The sequence below is a fragment of the Bacillus sp. 123MFChir2 genome (genome assembly GCF_000383235.1).
Classification (GTDB): domain Bacteria; phylum Bacillota; class Bacilli; order Bacillales; family Bacillaceae_G; genus Bacillus_A.
Window position 1 is genome coordinate 40,281 of sequence record NZ_KB910937.1, and the last position, 26,469, is coordinate 66,749.

Annotated in this window: 28 protein-coding genes and 3 pseudogenes; 8 read left to right on the forward strand and 23 right to left on the reverse strand. The window is 34.1% G+C overall.

Going from position 1 to position 26,469, the window contains the following annotated elements; translation table 11 throughout:
- Nucleotide 1 precedes the first annotated feature (1 nt).
- The gene (locus tag H280_RS0109760) at nucleotides 2-622 is read left to right on the forward strand and encodes a DUF1648 domain-containing protein (RefSeq protein ID WP_020060935.1); all 621 of its coding nucleotides are present in this window, start codon (nucleotides 2-4) and stop codon (nucleotides 620-622) included.
- A gap of 45 nt (nucleotides 623-667) precedes the next feature.
- On the opposite strand, the gene H280_RS0109765 is transcribed toward H280_RS0109760, so the two are convergent.
- Nucleotides 668-1,099, reverse strand: a complete 432-nt coding sequence (locus H280_RS0109765) for a GNAT family N-acetyltransferase (protein ID WP_020060936.1) — start codon at nucleotides 1,097-1,099, stop codon at nucleotides 668-670.
- Nucleotides 1,100-1,275: 176 nt separating this feature from the next.
- Here H280_RS0109765 and pdxR point away from each other — a divergent pair.
- Together pdxR and H280_RS0109775 are read left to right on the forward strand one after the other, a co-directional pair.
- Nucleotides 1,276-2,670 (forward strand): annotated as a pseudogene (gene pdxR, locus H280_RS23415) (MocR-like pyridoxine biosynthesis transcription factor PdxR).
- Nucleotides 2,671-2,944: 274 nt separating this feature from the next.
- Nucleotides 2,945-3,361 carry a GNAT family N-acetyltransferase gene (locus tag H280_RS0109775; RefSeq protein ID WP_020060939.1) on the forward strand — a complete coding sequence of 139 codons (417 nt, stop codon included), beginning with the start codon at nucleotides 2,945-2,947 and terminating at the stop codon, nucleotides 3,359-3,361.
- A gap of 116 nt (nucleotides 3,362-3,477) precedes the next feature.
- Here H280_RS0109775 and alr read toward each other — a convergent pair whose 3' ends face one another.
- Nucleotides 3,478-4,653, reverse strand: a complete 1,176-nt coding sequence (alr, locus tag H280_RS0109780; RefSeq protein WP_020060940.1) for an alanine racemase — start codon at nucleotides 4,651-4,653, stop codon at nucleotides 3,478-3,480.
- Nucleotides 4,654-4,819: 166 nt separating this feature from the next.
- On the opposite strand from alr, the gene H280_RS0109785 reads away from it, so the two are divergent.
- On the forward strand, nucleotides 4,820-5,281 hold the full coding sequence (locus tag H280_RS0109785; RefSeq protein ID WP_020060941.1) for a DinB family protein: 462 nt from the start codon (nucleotides 4,820-4,822) through the stop codon (nucleotides 5,279-5,281).
- Between the two features lie 20 nt (nucleotides 5,282-5,301).
- On the opposite strand, the gene spoIIP (H280_RS0109790) is transcribed toward H280_RS0109785, so the two are convergent.
- The 10 genes and pseudogenes from spoIIP (H280_RS0109790) to H280_RS0109835 all read right to left on the reverse strand — a co-directional run bounded on the left by spoIIP (H280_RS0109790) (nucleotide 5,302) and on the right by H280_RS0109835 (nucleotide 12,980).
- Nucleotides 5,302-6,447 (reverse strand): stage II sporulation protein P, encoded by a 1,146-nt coding sequence (spoIIP, locus tag H280_RS0109790; protein ID WP_020060942.1) that lies wholly within the window; start codon nucleotides 6,445-6,447, stop codon nucleotides 5,302-5,304.
- Between the two features lie 55 nt (nucleotides 6,448-6,502).
- On the reverse strand, nucleotides 6,503-6,640 hold the full coding sequence (locus H280_RS25700; RefSeq protein ID WP_020060943.1) for a hypothetical protein: 138 nt from the start codon (nucleotides 6,638-6,640) through the stop codon (nucleotides 6,503-6,505).
- Nucleotides 6,641-6,655: 15 nt separating this feature from the next.
- Nucleotides 6,656-7,615, reverse strand: a complete 960-nt coding sequence (locus tag H280_RS0109800) for an SPFH domain-containing protein (RefSeq protein WP_020060944.1) — start codon at nucleotides 7,613-7,615, stop codon at nucleotides 6,656-6,658.
- A complete protein-coding gene (locus H280_RS0109805; protein ID WP_020060945.1) occupies nucleotides 7,615-8,046 on the reverse strand; it encodes an NfeD family protein in 432 nt (143 codons plus the stop codon). The genes H280_RS0109800 and H280_RS0109805 overlap by 1 nt, the downstream gene beginning before the upstream one ends.
- A 364-nt stretch (nucleotides 8,047-8,410) precedes the next feature.
- The gene (locus H280_RS0109810; RefSeq protein ID WP_020060946.1) at nucleotides 8,411-9,151 is read right to left on the reverse strand and encodes a M15 family metallopeptidase; all 741 of its coding nucleotides are present in this window, start codon (nucleotides 9,149-9,151) and stop codon (nucleotides 8,411-8,413) included.
- 310 nt (nucleotides 9,152-9,461) lie between these two features.
- On the reverse strand, nucleotides 9,462-10,616 hold the full coding sequence (spoIIP, locus tag H280_RS0109815; RefSeq protein ID WP_020060947.1) for a stage II sporulation protein P: 1,155 nt from the start codon (nucleotides 10,614-10,616) through the stop codon (nucleotides 9,462-9,464).
- Nucleotides 10,617-10,783: 167 nt separating this feature from the next.
- Nucleotides 10,784-11,293 (reverse strand): DUF1572 family protein, encoded by a 510-nt coding sequence (locus tag H280_RS0109820; protein WP_020060948.1) that lies wholly within the window; start codon nucleotides 11,291-11,293, stop codon nucleotides 10,784-10,786.
- Nucleotides 11,294-11,310: 17 nt separating this feature from the next.
- Nucleotides 11,311-11,451, reverse strand: a pseudogene (locus H280_RS23420) (tRNA-binding protein); the annotation flags it as partial.
- Nucleotides 11,452-11,526: 75 nt separating this feature from the next.
- Nucleotides 11,527-12,174, reverse strand: a complete 648-nt coding sequence (gene cbpA, locus H280_RS0109830) for a cyclic di-AMP binding protein CbpA (RefSeq protein ID WP_020060950.1) — start codon at nucleotides 12,172-12,174, stop codon at nucleotides 11,527-11,529.
- A gap of 500 nt (nucleotides 12,175-12,674) precedes the next feature.
- Complete coding sequence (locus tag H280_RS0109835; protein WP_020060951.1) at nucleotides 12,675-12,980, reverse strand: hypothetical protein; 306 nt, start codon at nucleotides 12,978-12,980, stop codon at nucleotides 12,675-12,677.
- Nucleotides 12,981-13,568: 588 nt separating this feature from the next.
- Here H280_RS0109835 and H280_RS0109840 point away from each other — a divergent pair.
- Nucleotides 13,569-14,882, forward strand: coding sequence for a hemolysin family protein (locus H280_RS0109840; RefSeq protein ID WP_020060952.1), 1,314 nt, complete (start codon nucleotides 13,569-13,571; stop codon nucleotides 14,880-14,882).
- Nucleotides 14,879-15,361, forward strand: coding sequence for a DUF456 domain-containing protein (locus H280_RS0109845; RefSeq protein WP_020060953.1), 483 nt, complete (start codon nucleotides 14,879-14,881; stop codon nucleotides 15,359-15,361). The genes H280_RS0109840 and H280_RS0109845 overlap by 4 nt, the downstream gene beginning before the upstream one ends.
- A 25-nt stretch (nucleotides 15,362-15,386) precedes the next feature.
- Here the strand turns inward: H280_RS0109845 and H280_RS0109850 are convergent, their stop codons facing one another.
- From H280_RS0109850 to H280_RS0109860, 3 genes are all read right to left on the reverse strand, one after another.
- Nucleotides 15,387-16,007, reverse strand: a complete 621-nt coding sequence (locus tag H280_RS0109850; RefSeq protein WP_020060954.1) for an NAD(P)-dependent oxidoreductase — start codon at nucleotides 16,005-16,007, stop codon at nucleotides 15,387-15,389.
- A gap of 105 nt (nucleotides 16,008-16,112) precedes the next feature.
- Nucleotides 16,113-16,307: a hypothetical protein gene (locus tag H280_RS0109855; RefSeq protein ID WP_020060955.1), complete on the reverse strand. Its 195-nt coding sequence runs from the start codon at nucleotides 16,305-16,307 to the stop codon at nucleotides 16,113-16,115.
- Nucleotides 16,308-16,679: 372 nt separating this feature from the next.
- Nucleotides 16,680-17,138 (reverse strand): spore coat protein, encoded by a 459-nt coding sequence (locus H280_RS0109860; RefSeq protein ID WP_020060956.1) that lies wholly within the window; start codon nucleotides 17,136-17,138, stop codon nucleotides 16,680-16,682.
- A 383-nt stretch (nucleotides 17,139-17,521) separates the two neighbouring features.
- Here H280_RS0109860 and H280_RS24980 point away from each other — a divergent pair, with 383 nt between their 5' ends.
- A complete protein-coding gene (locus tag H280_RS24980) occupies nucleotides 17,522-17,611 on the forward strand; it encodes a YjcZ family sporulation protein (RefSeq protein ID WP_020060957.1) in 90 nt (29 codons plus the stop codon).
- 364 nt (nucleotides 17,612-17,975) lie between these two features.
- On the opposite strand, the gene H280_RS0109870 is transcribed toward H280_RS24980, so the two are convergent.
- The 7 genes from H280_RS0109870 to H280_RS0109905 all read right to left on the reverse strand — a co-directional run bounded on the left by H280_RS0109870 (nucleotide 17,976) and on the right by H280_RS0109905 (nucleotide 25,506).
- A complete protein-coding gene (locus H280_RS0109870; protein WP_020060958.1) occupies nucleotides 17,976-18,845 on the reverse strand; it encodes a TIGR03943 family putative permease subunit in 870 nt (289 codons plus the stop codon).
- A gap of 3 nt (nucleotides 18,846-18,848) precedes the next feature.
- The gene (locus H280_RS0109875) at nucleotides 18,849-19,745 is read right to left on the reverse strand and encodes a permease (RefSeq protein WP_020060959.1); all 897 of its coding nucleotides are present in this window, start codon (nucleotides 19,743-19,745) and stop codon (nucleotides 18,849-18,851) included.
- Nucleotides 19,746-19,956: 211 nt separating this feature from the next.
- Nucleotides 19,957-20,898: a magnesium transporter CorA family protein gene (locus tag H280_RS0109880; RefSeq protein WP_020060960.1), complete on the reverse strand. Its 942-nt coding sequence runs from the start codon at nucleotides 20,896-20,898 to the stop codon at nucleotides 19,957-19,959.
- A 188-nt stretch (nucleotides 20,899-21,086) separates the two neighbouring features.
- Nucleotides 21,087-22,466 (reverse strand): putative polysaccharide biosynthesis protein, encoded by a 1,380-nt coding sequence (locus H280_RS0109885; protein WP_020060961.1) that lies wholly within the window; start codon nucleotides 22,464-22,466, stop codon nucleotides 21,087-21,089.
- A 433-nt stretch (nucleotides 22,467-22,899) separates the two neighbouring features.
- Nucleotides 22,900-23,502, reverse strand: coding sequence for a DedA family protein (locus H280_RS0109895; RefSeq protein WP_020060962.1), 603 nt, complete (start codon nucleotides 23,500-23,502; stop codon nucleotides 22,900-22,902).
- Nucleotides 23,503-23,734: 232 nt separating this feature from the next.
- Complete coding sequence (locus H280_RS0109900; RefSeq protein WP_020060963.1) at nucleotides 23,735-24,352, reverse strand: NUDIX hydrolase; 618 nt, start codon at nucleotides 24,350-24,352, stop codon at nucleotides 23,735-23,737.
- Nucleotides 24,353-24,432: 80 nt separating this feature from the next.
- Nucleotides 24,433-25,506, reverse strand: a complete 1,074-nt coding sequence (locus H280_RS0109905; RefSeq protein WP_020060964.1) for a CotH kinase family protein — start codon at nucleotides 25,504-25,506, stop codon at nucleotides 24,433-24,435.
- A 418-nt stretch (nucleotides 25,507-25,924) separates the two neighbouring features.
- Here H280_RS0109905 and H280_RS26990 point away from each other — a divergent pair.
- Nucleotides 25,925-25,993 (forward strand): annotated as a pseudogene (locus H280_RS26990) (CotG/ExsB N-terminal domain-containing protein); the annotation flags it as partial.
- Between the two features lie 54 nt (nucleotides 25,994-26,047).
- On the opposite strand, the gene H280_RS23425 reads toward H280_RS26990, so the two are convergent.
- On the reverse strand, nucleotides 26,048-26,469 hold a 422-nt coding region (locus H280_RS23425), incomplete at its 5' end, for a hypothetical protein (RefSeq protein WP_196810713.1).

The following is a 26,469-nucleotide window of genomic DNA, read 5'->3' on the forward strand; positions in this document are numbered from 1 at the left end:
TATGAAAAATAAATTTGGTTTAATTTTACTATGTATCATGATTACAACAAACATCATTCTATACTTTTTCTTACCACCCAAAGTTGTCATAAAGTGGGATTTTAATGGGAATCCCACTTCTACTCTACCGAAAGGAATACATGTAACTATATCTATTATTTTGTCATCCTTTATCGCCTTTTTATTTGAGGGTTTTTCACACATAATGGTAAATGCACGTTTTTTGAAGTGGATTGGAAATGCGATCTTGCTGTTCCTTTTCTTGACCGACATGACTCTCTCTTGCATTGCACTTGGATATAATCTTCCTCATGAACATCTCACACTTTCAGCTGTTGGATTACTCTTTATTATTGTTGGATATTTCATCATGAAAGTTGACCTACAAAGTTCTATTATGTCCTATCAGTGGAATAGTAAAGAACTGGGGAAAAAAGCACAACAGATATGTAGTATTTCTATTACGTTGGTAGGTTTATGTATCGGAATTTCATCACTTGTATTCCCTTCTTCTTACATGCATTATGCTCTACTTGGAACAATTATCATTATGACCGTTATTGTCATTGGAAGTACGATATATTTGTTCATAAAAGATCAAAAGCAGTCTTCTTCTCTCTAAATCGAACTCTTTGTATCAAACTAAAGCAGGAGATTTCTCCCTGCTTTAGTTGATTTCTTTCCAAAACGAATAGCTCACCTTTTTATACCCTTCTCTCTCATAAAAACGATGTGCATCTACTCTTGGAAACGCTGAGGTTAGTACGACACATGAGCAATCATTCTCTTTTCCCCATCCCTCAATATACGATAGCAATGTCTCTCCATATCCTTTCGAGCGATGTGCTTCTGCTGTCACAAGGTCATAAATAAAGACATGTTTCTCGTTATAAAAATTTGTACATATTGCCACTCCGGCTAAACTCACTGCCTCTCCTTCGCTATTATACAAAGCAAATAGACGATAATGTTCTTCCTTCATCTTTTCTAAAAGAGACAGCGCTTCTTCTAGAGAAAGTTTGGGCCGCAGTTGCCGCAACACTGGTAACACCTTACAAAATTCTTGCTCTGTTTTTACTTCGTGTACACGTGTATTCATATTCTTTCCCTCCAAATATTTATCCCGCTATTTCCGGGCAGTAAGCCTGCCACTAATTAACGTTTTACTTTATCAAAAATTCAAAATGTTTTATGATTATTATAAAAAGCTCATGCCCCTTTTATAAGTGGCAGTTTTATTCTTTTTTATAGGGACAGTTTGAAAGGAAAATGAAAATGGAACTTAGCATCCCATTAGATTCAGAAAGTAAAATACCGCTTTACATACAAATTTATAACCATATAAAACAAGAAATCTTACAAGAAAATATTGAGATTGGTAGTCGTCTACCATCTCACCGCAATTTATCTTTGCAGCTTGGTGTAAGCCGTAATACAGTGGAATATGCATACCAGCAATTAATAGCTGAAGGGTATGTAGAAAGTAAACAAAAGAGAGGTTTATTTGTTGCTGATGCAGAGTATGATATGATCCAAACAACGGACAATAAACATATTGTATTTAAAGAAAAACCTGTTCGGGAGAATTTACGTTTCGATTTCAGTCATGGAAGCATAGATACCTCATCCTTTCCATTATCTACTTGGAAAAAGATCACAAATAACAGTCTGTTAGAATATGAGAATAATTTGTTTACAAAAGAAGATCCTCAAGGTGAATGGCAGCTACGTTCTGAAATTTCTCGGTATCTCTATCAGGCACGTGGTGTGCATTCTACTCCAGAACAAATTATCATTGGAGCAGGTACTCAGCCACTTCTGTGGTTACTTTTGTAATTGCTTGGGAATGAGTACACATATGCAATGGAAAATCCAGGTTTTCACCGCGTAAGAGCTGTCATGCAAAGCTACGGCCTACAGATACAGCCAATTTCTCTAGATGAAAAAGGGATTCATATTTCTTCTCTATATGAAAGTGGGGCTAATGTCGTATATGTAACACCGTCTCATCAGTTTCCATATGGAATGATTATGCCGCTTTCTCGCCGAATGGAACTACTAAAGTGGGCTAACGACATTAGTGGATACATTATAGAAGATGATTATGACGGCGAATTTCGTTACATAGGAAAACCTATCCCTTCCTTACAAGGATTAGATACAAATGGACGTGTGATTTATATGGGCACATTTTCAAAATCATTTTTACCTTCATTTCGAATGAGTTACATGGTTCTTCCACAAGCTCTACTAAAAATTTATCAACCTGATGGGACCATCTTCAAGCAAACCGTCTCAAAAATACACCAACTCACGTTTGCGACATTTATGAGAGAGGGTTATTGGAATCGACATTTGAATCGAATTCGCACTGTATATAAAAAGAAACATCAATTATTAGTACATACAATTCAACAAGAAATGGGTCCCCTCGTCGATATCATAGGTTCTCATTCAGGACTTCATATTGTATTACATGTTCATAACGGAATGAATGAGAAAGAGCTTATTCATTCCGCTGCAAAACATGATGTCAAAGTATATCCTTTATCTTTGTATGATGCAGTAAATGATTTACAAAAGGAATCTTACGTATTAATGGGGTTTGGAGGGCTATCAACAGACGACATTCTCTCTGCTATACAATTATTAAAGAGAACTTGGTTTTAGGTGACATAAGCAACAAAAAAAGTGCTGTAAACGATGTATTTTATTTGTTTACAACACCTTTTTTATTCTGTCCCAGCACTTAATCACCTAAAATATACCTATTTTACCTATAAATGTTATATAATAATTTTAAATGAATTTTTCGAAAAATGAACCCTATCGATACTTATATTGTTTACTGTCTGTTCAAGGAAGTGTAGACCTAGACGAGTGGATGGAACACCCATCTTTCTTTTAATTATCAAACAACACAATATAAAAAGGAGAATACAAGATGAAAATTCAAAACAAATGGAGTAAAAAAGATAGCGATTATATTAGAAAACAACTCATTTCCTTCAATAACTCACAAGTTTCAGAAAGTAAACCATCACCTCTAAAAAACGTCTGTTTAACAGTAAAAAATGAAAATGAAGAAATCGTAGCTGGTTTAATCGGTATTATATTTTGGCAATGCCTACATGTTGATATTTTATGGGTCGATGATAGCCTGCGTCACCAAGGTTATGGCAGTAAACTACTAATGGAAGCCGAAAAAATAGCGAAAGAGACCGATTGTACACTCATCAAACTTGATACTTTTAGTTTCCAAGCACCTGAATTTTATAAAAAACATGGTTATGAAGTATATGGTGTAATAGAAGATTTCCCAAGAGGACATACTCACTATTACTTACAGAAGAGAATTTAAAATAGAGAATTCTTAAGCTATACAAAAAGGATAGATAACACAGAGGCCACTCTGCTTTATCTACCCTTTTCTTTTTCACCTATATAGAAAAAAGTCCGTTCTTAATTATTAATGCATCATTTTCTTCTCAATGGATTTACAACTCCGACAATTTTATCATTTTCTTTATATACACGCGGAATTCTTCGATCTAACATACACGTTACTTCATAATTAATTGTTCCTAACAAATCGGCAATTTCTTCTACCGCAATCTCTTCATTCCCTTGCTTACCGTATAAGACAACCTCATCGCCAACATGGACAGGCATCACTTTTGTTACATCCAGCATAAGCTGATCCATACAAACACGGCCAATAATAGGTACTCTCACACCATTGATGAGCGCATGTCCTTTACTTGACAATTGACGACTAAATCCATCTGCATATCCGATTGGAATCGTAGCAACCCATTCTTCCCCTGTCGCAACATACGTATTGCCATAGCTTATCCCTCTTCCTTGTTTAGCCTGTTTCACATGAGCCACTTTGGACTTTAATGTTAAAATCGGCTGAAGTGTTACTGTTTTATGATTCACTTCTTTCGATGGATACATTCCATATATCCCGATCCCAACGCGAACCATATTTTGAAATTCATTATTTAGCTCCATTGTTCCTGCACTATTCGAGCTATGAATAAGCGGCAAATGAATCCCCATATCTTTTGCAGTATTTACAGCTTTCTCAAATAAGTCTTTTTGCATCAATGTATATGTTTTATCTACTTCGTCAGCAGTAGAATAATGAGTAAATATTCCTTCCACTTCTACATATTGCATATTTTGCAATTCTTGCAGAAACGGGACCACTTCTTCTTCTTGTAAACCAATCCGGCTCATACCAGTATCAATTTTAATTTGGATACAAGCTTTCTTTGGCAGACGCTCTGCTATACGCTCGATATTTCTTACATCTTCAATTCTATATACAGTCATCATAATATCGTATTCAATCGCGTCTTCTACAGCTTCCTCTGGCGTATATCCCAAAACTAAAATTGGTACTGTTATACCTGCTTCACGAAGTTCAATTCCTTCATCTATAAAAGCAACTGCAATATGACTTACTCCCGCTTCAATCGCCGCTTTTGCAACTTGAATCGCACCATGACCATATCCATTTGCTTTTACAGCTGCCATCATCGCAACATTTTCATCGTTTACACTTTTTTTAAATTCTCTTACATTATGTTTTACAGCATCTAAATTTATTTCAACAATTGTATCTCTTCCGTATCTTGAAATCATCATTTTAACTCCTAACTGAATAATTCCATTCTCCTTATCGTTCAATAGGACCTTTAACACTATAATACTTTTCATTTTCCTAGTCAAACTACTAGAATCTTCAGAATCTTAAGTATGATATAATACCCTTAAAATCTTATTATAAACAGATGTGAGGGGAAATACAATGTTTGTTCAAGCTGCACTGCGCCAATTAGAACTTGCGATTCATTCTACAATACAGATGTTAGAACAGGTTACTTACGCTGAATTGCAGCTACAACCGCTCAAAAATAAACGCTCTCTATTTGAAATTTGTACGCATCTATCTCTAATTTGCCATGCTGATTTTCTAATTTTAAACGAAGCATCAAAGGAAGAGTTAGATTTATTTTACATACAACATACACCACTTACGCTTGAAGAAATTCAACAAACAATGAAAGAAGGTTTCCGTATTCTATCTAAAACATTTCAAGCCTATTCCTTAACAGAACTTGAAGAAGTCACCCATTCCTACTGGGGCGCTTCCTACTCTCGATTTGAATGGTTACTTGAAATTGTTGCTCATTTTTATCATCATCGTAGTCAGTTACATACTTTATTAACAGAACATGTAAAAGATCCTGAAATTTCTTTGTTTGAATAAGAATTTTAAGGACCACTTCACTACCTATTTACTTTCTCTGCATCCCAATAATACTTACTAAATGCTTCTGCTAATACATCAATTGAGTTATACAACTCTTCTAAAGTATTATCGACGCCACCGACTTCTATTAATAATGCATTCGAAGATAAATCTTGATTATATGTCCCATCCCCCTTATTTTTGTCTTTTTTGAAAATCCCACGACTAAGCCCATAATAATGTTTATCTAAATAGGAATTGATTGCGCCTGCAATCTTCATATTTTCTTCTCGTCCTTCATTCTCCATACCAATAATAAAGTAGAGTCTTGCATATGCCTTCCCATTAATCAATTTTGTCGTAACATTCTTGCGCTGATCGTCTCGGTGAATATCAATTGGAAACGCAATTTCTTTATTTTGAGCGAGCGTTTCTTTTACATATCCATGTGAAGCTTTATAAGCTTGATACCATTTCATCTTTTTCTTTGCTAATAAGTCTCCCATATTAGTTTTGTCATGCAAGGCTGGAATCCCTTGTCCTTCTAATTGCTGTTTTAATCTAACGCCAAGGAGCGACACATTTACATCTGGACTTGATGCTTCATCTGGAATTTTCGCTTCAGGTAATAACGGTAAAAATGACTCCCAACTATGTGTATGATAAATAAATACAGCATTTTTTCCCTCTATAGCGTTCCCTTTCTTTTGAACAGGATTATTCTTTTCTGCTTCCTGAACTTTTTCTTTAGCCACTTCACGCTCTTTCGTAATTTCTTCTAGCGGGACACTTGATTCATTTGGTACATTTGTATAATCTGTTCCTTCTCCAGCTACAAGAATGTCAGAATAATAGTTTGCCATTCCAGGTATTTCTTTCCCCATAAATGTTCGAATATCTTGCAAACGCATATCTGTTGTTAATGAAAACAATAACGATCCTACCGATTCTCGTTCCTTTGTTTGAAAATATTCAAAAGAAAAATAATGATTTTCCATTTCAATCATTTGCATAAATCCTTGTGAGGAAACTTTTCCAAACCATTGATTCACATAAAATGATTTCATTGTATGTAACATTGTAGTAACTAAAGATGCAGCCACTAAAATAACAAATGCATAAGAACACAATAAAATAATAATCTTCTTACTATGTACTTGAGAATGTATAAAATGCTTTTTCATCGTACCACCCTTTCTATACATGGGTATGTACAAGCTTTATGTCATATACATTCTTTTACACTAATTCATTCACTTTACATTCGGCATATTTTCCAACTGAAATTTCTAAGATTAACAAAACTACTCTCCAATTCATAGGTAAGTTTTGTACTTCTTCAATTTCATTACAAAAAAGAAGAGAAATGACATCCATCTCTCTTCCTCGTTTCTATTGTTCATTTTTCGCATCTATAGAAAGCTGCCTTTTCTCTTTAAACAACTCTCCAATTGCTCCTAAGCTTCCTAATGTTTCAACGGCGTTTGAAGGAAGGAATACCTTATTTGCAGGTCCTTTTGCAATCTCTGCTAAGGATTCAAATGACTGGTATGCAAGTACTCGCTCATCAAGTCCTGACTGACGCAACATTTGAATCCGGGTTTGTTCTGCTTTTGCAATTTCTTCAATCGCTCTCGCTTCCCCTTGCGCTTCTAATTCTTTCGCTTCTCGTAAACCTTCTGCCTCACGAATGCGCGCTTCTTTATCCCCCTCAGCCATTAAAATTTTACTTTGTTTCTCCCCTTCAGCCCGTAGAACTTTATCCTGTTTTGCTGCCTCAGCTTCAAGAATAATGGCACGCTTATTACGCTCTGCTTTCATTTGTTTTTCCATTGCTGCTTGTATATCTTTTGGAGGGTTAATATCTACAACTTCAACGCGTTCAATACGAACACCCCATTTTTCCGTTGCTTCATCAAGTGCTAAACGGATTTCTGTGGAAATTTTTTCACGCCCAGATAATGTTTCATCCAGCTCCATTTTCCCAATAATTTGTCGCATTGTTGCAGATGTAATATTACGAACCCCAAGCTCATAATTTGAAATACCATACGTTGCAAGCTCTGGATCAACAACTTGATAGAAAATAATCGTATCAATCTCAACTTGTACGTTATCTTTCGTAATTACTTTTTGCGGCGGTACAGTCGTTTGTTGAATACGCAAATCGTGATAAAGGCGTACACGATCGATAACCGGGATAATCATGTTTAAACCCGGATGCATCACACGCTGAAATTTACCTAAACGCTCTACAACACCTACTTTTTGTTGCGGAATAATTTTAATTGATAATGCAATAAATACAATCACAATTAATGCTAAAATAATTGATAATGTTAAACCAACCATTATAATTCACACTCCCTTTTCACATGTACTACCGTGCTGCTTCTCTTTACAATAATAACGCTTTCGCCATCTAAAATTGGTTCATCTGACACAGCAGTCCACATATCTCCCTCTATTTTTACAATGCCATGCGCTTCATTTGTAACTGCTTGCACAATTATACCTTTTTTCCCAACAAGCTGATCTACTGCATCTGTATACCCTTTTGCTTCTCGAAAATTTTTAGAAATTCGCTTTGTAAAAAATGTCAAACTAAGACTAACGACAGATGCTATCACAACTTGAAGTAGCAAAGAGTTTGGTACAAATAGTCCAATTAGACCTCCGACCACAGCACCTATCCCAAGCCATAATAAGTAGAACGTTACAGTCAGCATTTCCGCAATAAATAAAAGACCGGCAATGACAAACCAAATCACCCACCCTGTCATGTGCAACCCTCGCTTCCATTCTATTTTTATATGTATATGAGAGAAAGAAAACTTTATCACGTTGCATCCGCAACATCCATTAATAGGGGAAAATACATTAAAATTATATATTAATATATTCTTTATTATACATGATAAACCCTCTCTAAAAGTGACGAAAAATCAAAATCTTCTCTAAAAAAGAAAATTTCTCCTGATACGATAAATGATTTAAATCACAATCGCAAGAAAGCGATATTTCCGTATAGGAAACATCGCTTTCTTGTTTACTCATATATTTTTTTCTTATGCAACATTGTCATTTTCCGAAAATATGCCCCTAATTGATAAAATCCATATTTTCAAAAAAACACCAATAGATGCTTTACCTTATAGCTTCTTCTAAAGTAAGCTGATTTTCATGTAAATAGGTAGCGTATGGGTGTCCAACATAGCGAACATGCCATGGTTCATACATATACCCTGTTACCTCTTCTTTTTCTTTTTCATAACGGATAATAAACCCAAACTTATGGGCATTTTCAGCAAGCCACTTCCCTTCTCTCGTTTCTCCAAAGGAAGGTTCTAATTGAAACTTTGCCGATTGTGATGTAATATCAACTGCTAATCCTGTTTGATGTTCACTTGTACCAGGAGTTGCACTAGACATCGCTGTTTTTGCTTCTCCATCTTGTTTTTTATACATCGTATTCAATGCTTTTTGTCTTTCAAATGAACGAAATGCCGAAACAGCAAACAAAAAGGTTTTTTCACGCTTTGCTTGTTGAAACATACGCTCCAATGATAGAGCTGCTTCTTTACGCATTTTCTTTTTTTCATTATCGCCTTCATATAAAAAACGAACTTGGGGTATTACTAAATCTTGCGGCTCATACAAATCAGGCAAGCGCCTTTTCTTATTTACAAGAACAAGCGTTGAATCTGGATTATTAACAACTGCAAGTCCTCCTTCTATCTTCGCAGTCGTTTCTTGTACCTTTGGAAACACAATATTCCCTTGTGCTTCTATTGCTTGTTTTTCTTTATGTTTTATATATTGGGGCATTGCAATCATAATCACGCCAACAACAATGACTATACTAAATAGCATCCATTTTTTTTTCATATAACATCCTTTTATTCTAATAATTTTCCACAACACACTTATCAACTTCCACTACAGTTCACAACAATTGATTATTCCCATCACATACCATGTATTTTTGCCCATTTTTTTACTTCTTTAAACAAATATATGACAATTACTTATCTAATTCTAAGAATGCTTATACTTCAATTGACTGTTTACATAATATAATTATTGGTAAATATGCTTTATAAATGAAAATTCGCTATCATTCTTCCAAATCCCTTTTCAGAAGATACAGAAACATCTTTTGTGCAAAATAAATAGCGCAAGCAACACTTGCTTACGCTTAACCATTTACCTTTTCAGCTTGCCAGTAATACTCACTAAATGCTTCTGCAAGTACGTTTATACTACGATCGAGTTCCTCTTCTGTATTATCAACACCGCCTACTTCAATGAGCATAGCTTGACCGGATAAATCTTGATTGTATACACCGTTTCCCGAGCTAAAATCTTTTTGAATAACTCCTCGACTTACTCCAGGATATTTTTCCTTTAATGACTCATGTAGCGCTGTTGCCAACTGCAGGTTTTTCGCATAATTTTTATTTCCCTTTCCAATAACAAATGCCAACTTCGCATATGATTTATCACCAATTGTTTTCGTCGTTACTTCTTTCCTAGCACTATCTCTATGCAAATCAAAAAAGTATTGCAACTCTCTATTACTTGTCATTGCTTCTTGCACAATCTCACGAGACATTTTATATGAACTGCGATCATTTAACCCACGACTTACCAACATTTTTCCAACATCTGTTTTATCATCCGTTGCACCTATCCCATAATTTTCTAGCTTTTCGCGAAATCTATCCCCAAATATAGAAATATTCTTTACTGAGCTAGTTGCTTTATTTGGATCTGGATTATTCGTTAAATTTAACAATGGTAAATATGACTCCCAACTATGCGTATGATAAATAAATGCTACTTTTCGATTTCCTGTCGTTTGGGCTGGCTTCTTTTTCTCTTCAGATGATTCGTTTCTTTGAGATTTTTCTTGTTCCCCCGTCCGCTCTTTTACAAGCTCTTCTAAAGGTACACTCGATTCAATCGGTAAATTTGTATAATTTGTTCCTTCTCCAGCAATTACAATTTCCGTGTCATATTTTGAAAATCCAGGAAGCTCTATTCCGATTAAGCTACGAACGTCATCAAAGCGAATATTTGTCGCTGCAGATAAAACAAAAGAAGAAATCGAAAAATCTGTATTTAAATGGCGATATTCTTGTGTAAAATAGCGATTTTCTGAACCAAGTACATACATATAACCATTCATAGACAGCTCATTTAACCATTTATATAAATACGTTGACTTTGTCTCCTTTAATGAGGTTACAATCATACTAACAAATAAAAAAGCTGCCATAATGCCCAATAAAAGTAGGAAGATAAATTTTGGAAGACTTGTCCGTTTCACATAAAAGTAGCTTCGATTCATTAGATCACCCTCTCTCTCTAAACATATGTACAAGCTATAGAGAATAGACCAAATGGAATTTGATAACATTGCTACTTGGGTGAAAAGAATTGAAGCTGTTGATTGGATCACTTCCAATTGTATTATCATGTTTCTTTGTTTTACTTGCGGTATATTCAACGTTATTTTTACAGAAACTGATTAGACTTTCCTCTCGGAATACTTAAACATGTCCAATCTTTTCCCTTCAATAGTTTTCCAATATAAATCATTTGCCCAACGTGCGAAGCATAATGAGCAATTTGTCTTTCGATCGCTTGCATTACGGTATGCGGCTCTCGGCGTATATATACGGTTTTTAGAATATCGTTAACTGTAATAGATTCCAGCGCCTGATATACAAATAACCATCCCTTTTCCCAAGCATGTAACAATTCTTCTTTTGAAGCGTATCCACCCTCAAACTCATCATCACGATTTCGATCTTTCTTTTCGCCATCTGTCGTAAAAAAATTTGTCCACCTTGAACGCATATTTCCAGATAAGTGTTTCACAAGAATCGCAATACTATTTGCTTCTTCATGAGGAATCCAGCACATTTCTTCATAAGTAAGCTGCGATAACGCTCGATCCCCTTGCCTTTTTATAGCTTGAACATTTTCTACTGCACACTGCAAATAAGCTTGTGCTATGTCCATTTTTCCTCCCCCTATTTTTAGCTAATCGCTGTCCCATTCGGCACTTCCATACCCGGTTCCAGTAAAATGACATCTTCTTTTTCAGGAACACCACCAAGTACAAGAACTTCAGATTTGAATGCTGCCACTCGTTTGGACAGAAAATTGATAACCGCAACAAAAAGAAATTTTTATGTCGTCTTTAACTTGTATATACAAAATCCATCCCTATTTTTTAGGGATGGATTTTCCTCTTACTCTACAATTTCTACTTCACGTGAATTTTTCATTTCTTCTACATGTATAACGCGGAATCCATGATCTTCTAAATCTGTTAAAAGCGTTTGTAACTCTTCTGTCGCAAACTCTTCTCCTAATGTAAACATAATTCTACGTACATATAGTGCCTTGTTATCAAAAGTCATTAAACTTTGGATCCCGCTATATTTTTTTAATACAGTTGATAGTTTTTGAATAGCACCATTATAATCTTGTGTTCCGATCATAACTGAATATTCACTAGAATGAAGCCCCCATGCATCTTCTAGTAATTCAAACACTTTTTTATGCGTTAAAATTCCAAGAAAGATTCCGTTATCATTCACAACAGAGATATATGGTAACTCCTTAATTGTAAAGAAAACTTTAAAAAATGAAGAATCTTCTTTTACATAGCCATCTTTATTGCGCAATAATTCTTTCACATTATCGTCTAAAGAACCTTTGTATTCTAAAACGTCTACCTTGTAAATATTCCCCAGAAACATTTCTTCTTTTTCATCTAGAACCGGAACACAGCGATATCCCGTTTTATTTAAATGATCTAATGCTTCTTGTAACGTATATGTTTCCTTACAAAATAATACTTCTCTTTTTAAAACATAGTTTCCCTTTACTCTCATAAAAATCCCCCTTATGTTAAAATAATTTCTGTGACATAAATATATAATATTTTTAGAAAAAAATAAATAAATTTATTTAATTTTTCTGAATTCTAATCGTTATTCGTCACAAATCCTGCCTAAACCTTTCATTTTTTCAACAAATACCGAAGAAAATATTCTATAAAAATTTTCTTTCCTCCTTAAAATTGATTGTATATTCTATAAAAAAACGTTACAATAATAGAAATAATTTTCGGAATATTCCAAGATAAGGTGGGGTGTATGGCGAATTCTATTATTTCTTATGTATATCGTTGTCTCTTGGGGATTATAATCATTATCCTTATTAGCCCAATTCCTTCCGTTTTTCTAAACAGTGAACATTCCTATCCTGAAGTATTACATACAATAATTAATGAGTTCATACATTTCCGTTCCATTACTATTCCGATAACAGATTGGATGCATGAATTATTCTTTTTCTTTTCTTATCATCCAGAAAATATGGCAAAATCATTTCATTCAACTACATTGTTCCCATACATATGGAAATTATATTTTTCATCTATGATACGGCTCTTCTTTTCACTTACTGTCGGGTTTTTCATCAGTCTTGGAATTGGCCTATTTTTTAGTAGATTATCTTCTAAAAATAAAAAACATTTTTTAGTGTTACGCTTGGTTCCATTTTCATTTGGAACTGTTTTCCTACAATGTAGCGTCATTATTCTCTGTCTATTCCTAGCATCATACATATCCTTTCCATACTTTTCTTCCCTTTTAATTATTTGCAGTACGTCCATGGTTATAATAATCCAGGCCATTAAAAAATGGATTCCTTTCTTGTATACAGTCCAAAAAACAACACATATTCATGATTTAGGTTTTTATAGTAATACACTGTTCGTTTCTCTACTTGCCAATCAAAAGTCTATCATTGGATCCATATTAATTTCCTTTACATATATGGAATGTATTTTTCATGTAAATGGGTTATTTCAATTCATTGTACAATACTGTGCTGCTTCCCCTATACTTATTACGATAGGCCTTTTATTACTATATATCCCATATATACTGCTTTCTCTTTTACAATTATTATGGAAAAGAAATCGTCATGCCGAACACATGCATAGCCTATCTCGCACAACAATAGAGTGAATCTTTACTTCCAACTAATCATTGGTTAATCAATTAAAGTCCATATTGGCGTGTCCTTTGTAATCGTCAATATGGACAAATAGATTAAAACTTTTATTAGCCCGCTTCCCCCTCTTATAGCTGGTTTTTTACTAAAACATTATTTTCCCTCTGCTTTCTTTGACTATCCTTTCCTTTTCCATATATTATTAAAGTAAAACTTTTATTCAGGAGGTGACATCTTTATTCTAAATTTAGAATAAAGAATATCCTTGGACATATTAAATCTTTTTCTCATCGCCTTACTTATTCTTATTTCTGGATTCTTCGTTGCGTCAGAGTTTGCTGTTGTGAAAGTACGCAAAAGTCGGATTGATCAACTTGCCAATGAAGGTAATAAAGAAGCACTTCTAGCAAGAAAAGTTATCTCGAATTTAGATGTATACTTATCTGCTTGTCAGCTTGGTATTACGATTACATCATTAGGTCTCGGTTGGCTTGGTGAACCAACTGTGGAGCATTTATTGAAGCCGCTTTTTGAAAAAATAAATATAACAAGCAGGGTGGCGCACACGTTATCTTTTGTTATAGCCTTTAGCGTTATAACGTTCTTCCATGTTGTACTAGGCGAGCTCGTTCCAAAGTCATTTGCCATTCAAAAAGCCGAACAAATTACATTGAAGTTCGCAAGGCCTTTAATTCTATTCGATAAAATAATGTATCCTTTCATCTGGTTATTAAATAGTACAGCGCTCTTTTTCACAAAACTATTTGGATTACAACCAGTAAAAGAAAATGAACTCTCTCACTCTGAAGAAGAGCTACGTCTTATTTTAAGTGAAAGCTATAAGAGCGGAGAAATTAATCAATCGGAATACAAATATGTAAACAATATTTTTGAATTCGATGATCGAGTTGCAAAAGAGATTATGGTTCCGCGTACTGAAATGATCTGTTTATCAACTGAAAATTCCTTCGCAGAAAATATGGAAATTATCTCTACCGAAAAATATACGCGTTATCCAGTTATCGGAAAAGATAAAGATGATGTTGTCGGTATAATTAATACGAAAGAAATCTTCCATGATCAAACTAAAGGAATTTATAAACCGCTACAGTCGTACATACATCCAGTTTTAACGGTATTCGAAACCGTACCAATTAAAAAGGCGCTTATTCACCTACAAAAAAATCGCGTCCAACTAGCAATTATTATGGATGAATACGGTGGAACTGCAGGTCTTCTTACAATGGAAGACATTATTGAAGAAATTATTGGAGAAATACAAGATGAATTTGACACAGATGAAACACCAATGATTGAAAAACGCAATCCGACATTAACTGTACTTGATGGAAAAGTACTTATTTCTGATGTAAATGATATGTTTGGTCTTCATATTGATGATAGTGATTTAGATACAATTGGAGGATGGTTTTTGTCACAAATCATTGACATAAATATTGAGCCCGGTCATAGTATTCAATATGAAAATTATCAGTTTAAAGCAATAGAATTAGATGGGCATCAAGTAAAAAAAATTGCGGTTAGTAAAATAGATGCACAAAAAGGGGTTATGTTGTGAATTTCTTATTAACTATATGTATTATCGCTTGTTTTATTATATCGTTTATCGCGTTCATCTACCCGATCATTCCAGGTATACTCGCTTTATGGGCTGGATTTTTCATTTATCAATTTGGTATTAACGACTTGCAATTAACAAAGTCATTTTGGATCGTTCAAATTATATTTACAATTATTATTTTCATTGCGGATTTTATTACAAATAGCTATTTCTTAAAAAAATATGGAAGTACAAAATGGAGCGAACGTATCGGTATGGTTTCAATCATTGTTGGATCGTTCTTTTTCCCGCCATTTGGACTGATTATTATCCCATTCCTTTCCGTTTTCGTAACAGAATTAATGCATAAAAAAGCACCAAAAGAAGCATTTATGGTTGGGGTTGCTACTGTCATCGGATTTTTAAGCAGTACGATAGCTAAAGCGATTTTACAAATCATAATGATCATTATATTTGTATGCTACATTCTTTTTTAACCATCCTTATCATAAGGATGGTTTTTTAATAGGCAATGCCAACTCGTTTTTTATAATGAATATCATGATAGAGTAGTTGATAAGCAAAATGGGCTGTATCTCCAACTGTGATCTTCATACCATCTAGCGGTAACACATCTTCTTCAGTACGATAAATAGCTGTTTCTTTTCCATCTATTAAGTGTGTTGGACAGACAATCGTCCATTGTAATTTACTATTCGCTAAAGCTAAATAGGCCACTACATGGTCTTCCGCTGCAGCTGTTGTCTTTCGACGTGATTCACTAGATTGAAAGCGATATAATTGCGGATTCACACGTGACTGCAAAATTCCAGCCGTTCCAATTGTTATAATCCTTATAATCCCTTCTTCGTTCATAGCGTCTATAATATGTGGCAAACTTTTTGATAACGTGCTGTTTCCATCGGTACCAAGTGCACTAATTACAACATCTGCTCCCCTTGCACACTCTTTCACATCTTCTTCATTCCATACATTTCCTTCTATTACACGAAAATTCTCATGTTGTATTTGTAGCTTCTCTTTATTTCTCACAAGCGCGGTCACCTTATGATTATCCTGTAATGCAAATTTTAAGATTCCAACTCCAACTCGACCTGTTGCCCCAAATAAACATATATTCATACTAACTCACATCCTTTCACTCTCTCTATTATTTATGAAGCAACAAAAATATACAACAAAAAAGCTTTCTCATTGATCGAGAAAGCTTCTATCATCATATAACAATTATTTCTTTTCAGTAGAGCTTGAAGAACTATCTTTCGAGTTTTTATCTTTTACTCCCCCACTTGTTTCTTTATCCGTTGTCTTATCTTCTTGTTGCGTCGTCTCTTCTTTCTTTTCCTCACTTTTACTACAACCTACCACAAATAAAGAACTAGCAATTGCAACTGCAGTTAACGATTTAACATATTTATTCATTTGCTTATCCCCCTTTTGATAGAATATGTACATTCTCATATTACTTCTCTTTTTTAAAGGAAATATTATAGATTAGTAAAGAAATAGTAAATCATTGTTAATTTTAACTATATATAAATCCAAATCAAAAACCTGACATAAACCCCTTTTCTTTTTAGATGGTCGAGAGCGTCTGGCCATGCATAGAAGCGGTCATGGTGTATTCTGTATAGCAATGACTTATATGTCAAACATTAAAACGGTTTTATATATAACACTTTAATTCATACGATTGCGATACTAATTAGATTTTGTCTTTTGAAGATATAGCGACTCAGAAACGTAGAATTTCAACAAAATAAGTACAAAAAGACAGCGATAACGCTGTCTTTTTCACCCATATTTTTCTTCATCCATTATTGTTTGTATGCTATATTCTTTTTTCATCACATATTGCCATACACTGTACGCATTTCGATTCATTTTCAAAAAACAACTTTCTAAAAAAGAGCGAAATTCTGGATTTGCTACTTGAATTGCTACTTGCGCATATTCAAGTGCCAACCGTTTTAAATATGAAATATACGAAAAAGCAATTTCTATATCATCTTTTTGACCATTATAGTTAGTATGTACTATTTCCATTGAGGATGAAGTTGAATACTGGCCAATGATATGCTGCACATTTTCACCTTCTTGAAAGTTAATCTGTTCATTGTATGCCTGCAATAAATATGGTAAATGTTGTTGTAACAATTCTTTTAATTCATGATCTCGTACTTCTTTCATATATTCACCAATCACACATATTACTTCATAACTATAATCCATGAGCTCTTCAATATGGTCCATTCAATATTTCCCCCTTTCAACTGATATGTATGCTCTAAATAGAACGACAGAACTGTTGTGAATCTTATAAAACTCCCCTATACTTATGTTTTCAAAAATTGTTTTGTTTGCTGAAAATCCATATACAAATCCATCATCAATAAAAGTCACTTTTCCATGAAAAAATCCATCTCAATATTGATATACTTCCGCTCTAGAGCCTCGTAATTTATACAGCATGTTTTAATAACAAAGCAGCAATATGAAATCATCATTCTTATATGTTTCCTTCCCCCTCTATCCCTATACAAAAAAAAACGTCTTTACATGACATATATCCCAGTCACATCATTATAAAACTGCATATTGTATTATGTACCTTAAAACAAAAGGAGGAAAAAACAATGGGCTTTGGAAGTCACGGCGGCGGGTTTGCATTAGTTGTTGTATTATTTATCCTCTTAATTATTGTTGGTGCTGCTTGTTTTTGCTAACTAGCAATCCGCTCCATACAACTCTTATGTAGACAAAAAAACTATGAAAAAGAACATCTAATGTTTAGATGTTCTTTTTCTATATATACAAGTTAAAAAAACGACATAAAAAGACCCTTTCTTTTTATACAGACGAGAGCATCTGGTCATGCATAGCAACGTCAGGACCTTTTCCTACCACATATAATGTTAAAAACAAAAGCCGGAAGCAAGTAGCGATTATGTTGTATTCTGCATAGCAGCAACTTATAAGTCAAAAAATTAAAATAGATATGGATATATACATTTATAATGATAAGGTGAAATTTTAAACAACAGGAGTCCCCCTTATCTACTTTACATCTATAAATAGAAGCCGATTTTATCAATCGGCTCCTCGGTATACATATTGTTCTTTTGGAGATTCTACTGTATTCCACTTTGTAACTTCTAATACAGGGATGTTTGCGTGAAATGGCTGATAAAACTCTGTTGAAATTGTTCCTTCAACTTGAATCCACTCATCACTTTTCCACTGGGCATCTTCAGGTTTCTTGACCAGCATGCCATACACACCCGAATCAGCAACGCAGTGAATAATTCCAAAACGAAATAAAAAATACTGTTCTTTTTTAGCAGAATCATCACGAAAAACAAAACCTTTAAAAGAAATTGTTTTACCTGTAAATTCACCAGGATAGTTATAAACAACTTCCATTCCTTTTAAAAAGTTTGTATCATCTAAAGCAATTTTATCTTTTGTCACAAATTTCTTCTTCTCTTTTTCCATAACTTCCCGATATCCCTCTTTTGCATAATATATGCTCGTATCAGGTCTTAAAAACTGCCGATTCATAAATGGGTCCTTACTTTCTGGCTGTGCAACTGGGAAGTGAAATCCTTTTGCTTTTACGATATCAGAATCTAACGTTGCAATCGGAAAAAAGAGTCCTGAAATAATTGGAAAACAAAATAGTGTACAGGCAATCGTACGTTTCCACCATGTATTTTCATCTTTTGAATGATCATGCCCACAGTGGCTTTCATTACACCCGCATTCATGGTCGTGTTGATGTTTACTATGCTCTTTTTGAAATACAATAATCATTTGAATCACAGTTAGAAATCCTAAAATAATTGCTGCTGTTTTTGATAAATACGCATATTTCATATTAATATATTTTGTAATATCACCAGAAATATGAAGTTGTGCCAACAAAATTGTAAATCCTAGTAAAATATAAGCTCGAAACATCTATTACCACCCCATCATATAAATGAGTAGTGAGCTTGCATAAACAACAACTGTAATTAAAACAACCACTACAATAACAAAACGTGTTTTAAAAGTTGCAAGCATCATAAACATATTTTTAATATCTACCATCGGTCCGTATACAAGAAACGCAACGAGAGACGCTGTTGAAAATGTACTTTGGAATGAAGATGCGATAAACGCATCAGCTTCTGAACATAATGATAAAATAAATGCAAGTCCCATCATAACAATTGGTGAAGAATACGGTCCTTGTCCAATTGCAAGGAGTGTTGAAGTCTTCACAAAAGTTTGTACACTTGCCGCAATAAGAGCACCAATAATTAAAAATTTCCCCATTGAGAAAAACTCTTCGACAGCATGTGTACATACATCCCAAAATTTTTCACGGAATGGTCGATTATGATTTACCACTGGAAAATTAGTATTCCGTAGTTGATGATCTTTAAACATAAACGATAAGACAAGACCCACAATAACAGCGACAACAATTGCGGCAATAGCGCGATACCAAACCATATGCATACTGCTACCAAATGCAACATATGTCGCAAATAAAACGACAGGATTAATAATCGGTCCAGTCAGCATAAAGGCAATCCCTGCATATGGTGGCACGCCTTTCCCGATAAGGCGCCGAACGATTGGGACAATTCCACATTCACACCCTGGGAACATCATCCCTAGAAAAACTGCTAATAAGACAGATAGAAAACGGTTTTTTGGCATCCACCTTGCTACCATATCTTCTGTCACAAACATTTGAATGAATCCTGAAATAAATACACCAATTAATACAAATGGCAATGCCTCAATTAAAATTGAAATAAAAATCGTATTCATTTGCAGGAACGCTTTTGGTAAATGAAATATTTCCATGATGCATATCCCCCATCTTTTCATTAACAATATGTAATTGTAACTGGAATCCGTAGATTGAACAAGTAGTTATAAAAATTAACCTAAATGTTATATTATACATGTTTCATTTCATAAATTAATGAACAGCAGTGTACAAAAATGCAAACTTCTCAATACTTTAAAGCAAAAAAGCTGTTTTGGAAATGTCCCAAAACAGCTGAATTTCATATTAAAAATAACGTTTCTTCCAAAAAACAAAGGCCATTAAGCAAGATAATATTGCCGATATTATCATAGCCATTAAAAAACCATGAGGATTTTCACTTAAAGGAACTGGAACATTCATTCCAAAAAAACTGGAAACCATTGTTGGTACTGATAATATGATTGTCATAGAAGTTAAAAACTTCATTACACTGTTTAAATTATTAGAAATGACAGAACTAAATGTATTCATCATACCACTTAAAATATGGCTATATATTTCGGCCATCTCAATTGCCTGCTTATTTTCGATTAATACATCTTCAAGTAAATCTTGATCATCTTCATACATTTTCAAAAATGTATTATTTCGCATTAATTTTTGAATTACAATTTTATTTGCCTTTAAAGATGTCGTAAAGTACACTAAGCTTTTTTCAAGCCCTAATAACGTAAAAATCTCTTTATTTTTCATCGATTTATTGAGCTCATGCTCTAAATCCGTTGTTTTTCGATTAATCTGTTTTAAATAACGTAAATAATAGGTAGAAATCGTATATAAGAGCTGCAGTGCGAAACGTGTCTTCTTAAAAGTATAAAATTCTTTAATACGCTGATTAATAAAGCGTTCAAAAATCGGATTTTCTTCCAAACAAATTGTAACAAAACATTCCGGCATGACGATCATACCAATCGGAATCGTATCATACATTGAGTTCCCTTCTTCGTCATGTCTAACTGTTGGAATATCGACGATAATTAAAGCATTATCATCTTCTTTTTCAATACGCGAACGTTCTTCATCATCCAAGGGGTCTTTAATAAAGTCCAGTTCAACATTTAATGTTTGAACTAAAAATTGAATTTCTTCCTCCGTTGGATGGAGTACATTAATCCAGCAGCCCTTTTGAATTTCCTCGATCTCTTGTAGTTTTCCGTTTCGGTCTGTTAAATAAATATTTAACATACTATCACCCCGATTCTTTTTTACATGTAGGAACCAACCTCACTTTGAAATAACAGCCTATTTTAAACCGCCATTTTCAGCATATGAAACAAATGAAAAGATTTCAATAGAAAATTGTTTTGAAAACGCTTTTCTTCACAAATTATTAAAATAGAAAAAGACAGAGCATCCTCTGTCTTTTATAGACATTATGTTGCCTTTATAACATATTTAGAAAGTATCCACAAGTTAAACGAAACAGAAACCGTATAACCAGCATACGTCGCAATAATAAAACTAATATAGTCAAATTGCGGAAGAAATACAATATTTAACACAATTTTTATCCCTATTCCTATAAACAAACCAATTATTGTTTTTCCCTGTTGATTAATCCCTTGTAGCATGGCTGCTGTTACAGCAAAGAGCGAAAATAATATACACGCCGGGGCGTAATAGCGTAAAATCACACTTCCTAGCTCAGGATCATTTCCTGCCCCAAATAGTAATGTATATACTGGTTCTGCTAAAATTATCATTCCTAACGATGCCGGAATCGTTAGGAATACAACGAGCAAATTTGTTCTTGTAAAATGTTTATATAATAACTGGTCATTTTTGGCTGTATATGCCTTTGTCATCTCAGGAACGAGCGACATACTAAAAGCTGTAGCAACCGAAACTGGAATTAACACAACCATTTGTACAAGCCCAATCACAGCATTTATTTTTTCCGCTTCCCGCTGTAAATATCCCATTTGCATTAATAGCTTATTAATTGTAAATGTATCGATTGTTTGATACAAAGGAATTGCAAGACCAACAACAACAAATGGAATGGAGTATGCAAATAATTCTTTGTACAATGAGAAAAATGATTTTGTTGTTTGCGGAACACTCATATTTTCTTTTTTCTTTAGATGACGCCTTCTCTTTAAATAATATGCAATTAATATTCCAAGTCCTGATACAGCTCCTACAAAAGCACCAAACGTAGCAACTCCAACCGCCAACGCTGTTGATCCTTTATATATTTGAAGCACTGCAAAACTTCCGATTAAGATTGTTAACATTCGAAAAAACTGTTCCACCACTACACTTAAAGCAGATGGCCCCATCGATTGAAACCCCTGAAAAAATCCACGTAATAAGCTCATAGAAGGAACAATTAGTAAAGCAAAACTTACAATCTGAATATTATATGTAACAGCAGTTACACTATTACCCGTCTGATCTCCACTATCAATAACAACCTTTGCAAGATAGGGAGCTAAACAGTATAACAATAAAAACGCTATAACTCCCATACACCCCATAAAAATAATCCCACTTTTTAATACTCGTTTTACCGTATAATAATCGTCTAATTCATTATATTTAGATACCATTTTGGAGACAGCTAAAGGAAGTCCCATCGTTGCGATACTAAGCATAATTGTATAAGGGCGATAAGCATATGTATATAATACATATCCTCCCGTTCCAACCATCGCTGTAAAAGGAATTACATATATAAAACCTAGCATTTTCGAAATCATCGTTGCCATTGTTAAAAAGAATGTTCCGCGTAAAAACGGTGACCCTTTCATGAAATTCCTCCGCTATACTGTTTTACTACACAATATGGACAACTTTCTACTTTTAGAACTTATATAAGATAAAACTTTAATCTCTCAGAACATTAAGATGTGGTCTTACTGTCCGCGAATAGTAAAATAAACGTAACTACCAAATTACTTTATGAAAAACCGGCAGAAAAGCATTTCTTTTAAACGGGCGAGAGGGACTGGCGATGCATAGGAGCGGTCAAGGTCTTTTCCTGCCCCGTGCAAGGTTTGAAAACAAAAGTAGACAATACGCGCAGGCTGCTGCCCTGTTTACATGACAGCAGCCTATATGCCAAAAAATAAATTTATAAGTAATAAAGAGACACATCTTCACTAGAATCATACCCTTTTCTAAAAGGCATAGCTGCGTAGTTACAAATAAAGAAAGAAAAAAGCCAATGAAAATTCATTGACTTTAACGACCCGCTTTTCTTTTTTTCAATAATTTCATACCTATGTATACAGCAATAAAAAGGATCGCCCCTGCGATGAAATAATGCGTGTAGTCAGCAGCATATTCTTTAATATGACGCCAATTCCCGCCAAGTTTTTCACCTAAATAAATAAACAGGATAGACCACGGAATAATCGCGAGTACTGTATATGCTGTAAATCTTTTTAGTGACATTTTCGCTAATCCTGCTGGAATCGATATTGCATGACGTACAACTGGGATAAAGCGTGCAGAGAAAATTACGCCTGCACCATATCGCTTGAACCACTCTTCTGCTACATCTAAATGTTTCTTATTAATCAATATATATTTACCATATTTTTCAACAACCGGACGTCCGCCGTAATATCCAAGCCAATACAAGAAAATTTGCGCTAACGTTCCACCAATCGTCCCGGCAATTACTGCCCCAACGAAATTAATTTCTCCCTTAGCAACTAAATAGCCCGCGTAAGATAATACAATTTCACTCGGAATAATTTCGATCATAAGTCCTAGCGCAATTCCGGAATAGCCTAGACTTATAAAAAATTGTAGTAACTGTTCAATTAAATTTGCTAACATTCTTCATTATCTCCTTTTTTCTACGCACACACACTTTCTTATTATTTCATAAAAATCTATCCTTGCCAATATGCTACTACTTTATAGTATAAAATTATGCAATAATAAAAAAACATACTCACCATTTCTATTTCGAAAGGAGAAAGTGCACGATGCAATATAGATTACTAGAAATTATTCCAAAAGACAAGTAAGTTATATAAGATTTACTAATTCTTTACAAAGATTTTTTTTAATCCAGAAATCTTTCTTTATCTGGGTCTTTCATATAAGCAAACATTTGCCGGATTTGCCATTCTGTGTTTCTTCCTATCGATAGTTCCGGCAATTCTTCTTCTCCAAAAAAGCAAACATCTTCTGTTTCAATTCCGATTTGTCTTTCACCGCCTACTATTTCACAGCTTATAAATATTTTGTATACATCAATTGCAGAAGGTGATGGTTGATGTTTCTGTTTATCAAAAATAGATAGCAAACGAAAATTTTCTACTTTGTAACCTGTCTCTTCTAAAACTTCTTTTCGCGCAACTGCCGTAGGGGTGTATCCAATATCAGCCCATCCACCTGGAAGTGCCCATTTCCTATCGCTTTTTTCTTTTACAAAAAGTAATTTTCCTTCTTGAAACACGACCGCTCGAATATCTACTTTTGGAGTTTGATAACCCGTTTCACTTGCAAATAAATACTCGACTACTTCCCAATCCGTTTTTGTATAATGTGACATCATTTCAACCGATAACTTCCGGAGTTCTTGAAAACGTTCTATATCATATACATCTTTTGAATATGCTAATCCCGCTTGTGCAATTGCCTGTATTTGTTTTACCCATTCAATCCATTTTATTTCCATTAGTTTATCCCCCCTAACTCAAATTACCATTATTATACAACAAAAAAGAGACTGATCGTTCAATCTCTTTTTACTTCTCTTCATAATTCATCTAAATGCTCTCGTAAAAATTCCCGACGTTTTTCTATATATTGAAAAATCAAATCCGGTTCACTATCAAATTTATCTATTTTCAATTTTACATATGGATCTTGCAAAATATATGGACGAAGTTCCTCATGCATTCCTTCTACTTTCGGTTTTATATATTCTACTGTAAATTGATGCGAAAGCATATCTTCCAAAATTTTTCTATATTGCTTTCTAAAGCTAACGACATCAAGTAATCTAGCACTTAATGTATTAAATCCTTGAATACGAACGTAATCATGCTCCATTTCTCTCCCTTTGACATCCCGTCCCCACGTTGCATCATAATCCCAAGGAATCATTTCAAACAACTTTGTTTCTCCATTATGATAAAGTGCATAGTTGTGCACAAACCCATCAAAGTTTTGTGTGCATACAACACCCGCTAACCACCGTAAATATTTATCAACATCAACATATTTTATGATTTCTTTTTCATACGCTGCTCTGGAAATTGTATTCAATTGATAGATAAATTCACTAATATCCTCTTCACTGTGTTCATTCCCATATTTCAATTCATACCCTGAGAATAATTTCGTTTTTATACATTTATCTAACTCGCTTACTAATGAAAAATTCGCATCATCATCGATTGCATAGTAAATAGAACCATTTGGTAAATTTCGTCTCCGTAAAAAATTTTCATCTACCGATTCTAACTGTAAATAAACTCCTTCAAATCGATTATTAACCTTTACAAGAACATGTTGCGCTTTTGGTGATAGCGTACCAATGTCCGAAAAAAAATCCAAGGATAACTTATTCCGTATTAAAGAAGGGTCGTTGAATTCCGAATTTAAATGCAGCTCATGCACGCCTTGAAAAAATTTTGGTTTATAAAACATCACATGATATGATTTTTTCTCCAATTTTCGAATATGAGAACCACGGTATACAATATCAATATCATACTTTCTTTTATAATATGTTAATTTAGCTGGAACAGGATCATCCGACCAAACATCTTTTCGCAACTCTACAATATACATTGGGTGAATAAAAAAATCATAAGAAGGTATCATTTTCTCCCTTCCCTTCTCTTTCATCTACAATTAATGTATGCTTTTCCTTTCCCTATTGTCACATCCGCTATATATTCATTTTTATTAATTATAAATGCTTTTCTTATCCTTTCTTCATAATGTAATAGTACGAAAGGCATCCCTTTTCAAACTACTACATTATGAAGACTTCTTTATGAACCTTGATATTCAAAAAGCTATATGTCTTCTTGATACACGTATCGATCCTTTAAACGCAAAGAATCCGGGCACTAATTCTTAAGAAACAGCCGCTTATCACATTCCGTTTTTTAGGGTATACCACTATTTTCAAAAAAAAATAAACACAATTCATTAGCTTGACATACTTTATTAATAGAAAGCGCATTATTCCAAAACAGATGAAAAGTTTAGTTCTTTCCAAGGAGGATTTTAATAGATGTATACAAAGGATGATATTCAAAAAGCGGTAGAAGAAATAATAAGTGCTGGAATGGAAGGGTTCTTAACCCAGGAACCTAAATCCTATTCTAAACGTTCTGACTGCTCTTGCCGTTCTCGTTCATCTAAAAGTTCTTGCAAGTCTCATCGTACTTGCAAATCTCAGCGTTCTTGCAAATCTCATCGCTCTCACAAATCTCACCGTTCCTGCAAATCTCAGCGTTCCTGCAAATCTAAGCGTTCCTGCAAATCTCAGCGTTCTTGTAAATCTCAGCGTTCTTGTAAATCTCAGCGTTCCTGCAAATCTCATCGTTCTTGTAAATCTCACCGTTCTTGTAAATCTCACCGTTCTTGTAAATCTCACCGTTCTTGTAAATCTCAGCGTTCTTGCAAATCTCATCGTTCTTGCAAATCTCATCGCTCTCACAAATCTCACCGTTCTTGCAGATCTCATCGCTCTTGCAAATCTCATCGCTCTTGCAAATCTCATCGCTCTTGCAAATCTCATCGCTCTTGCAAATCTCATCGCTCTTGCAAATCTCA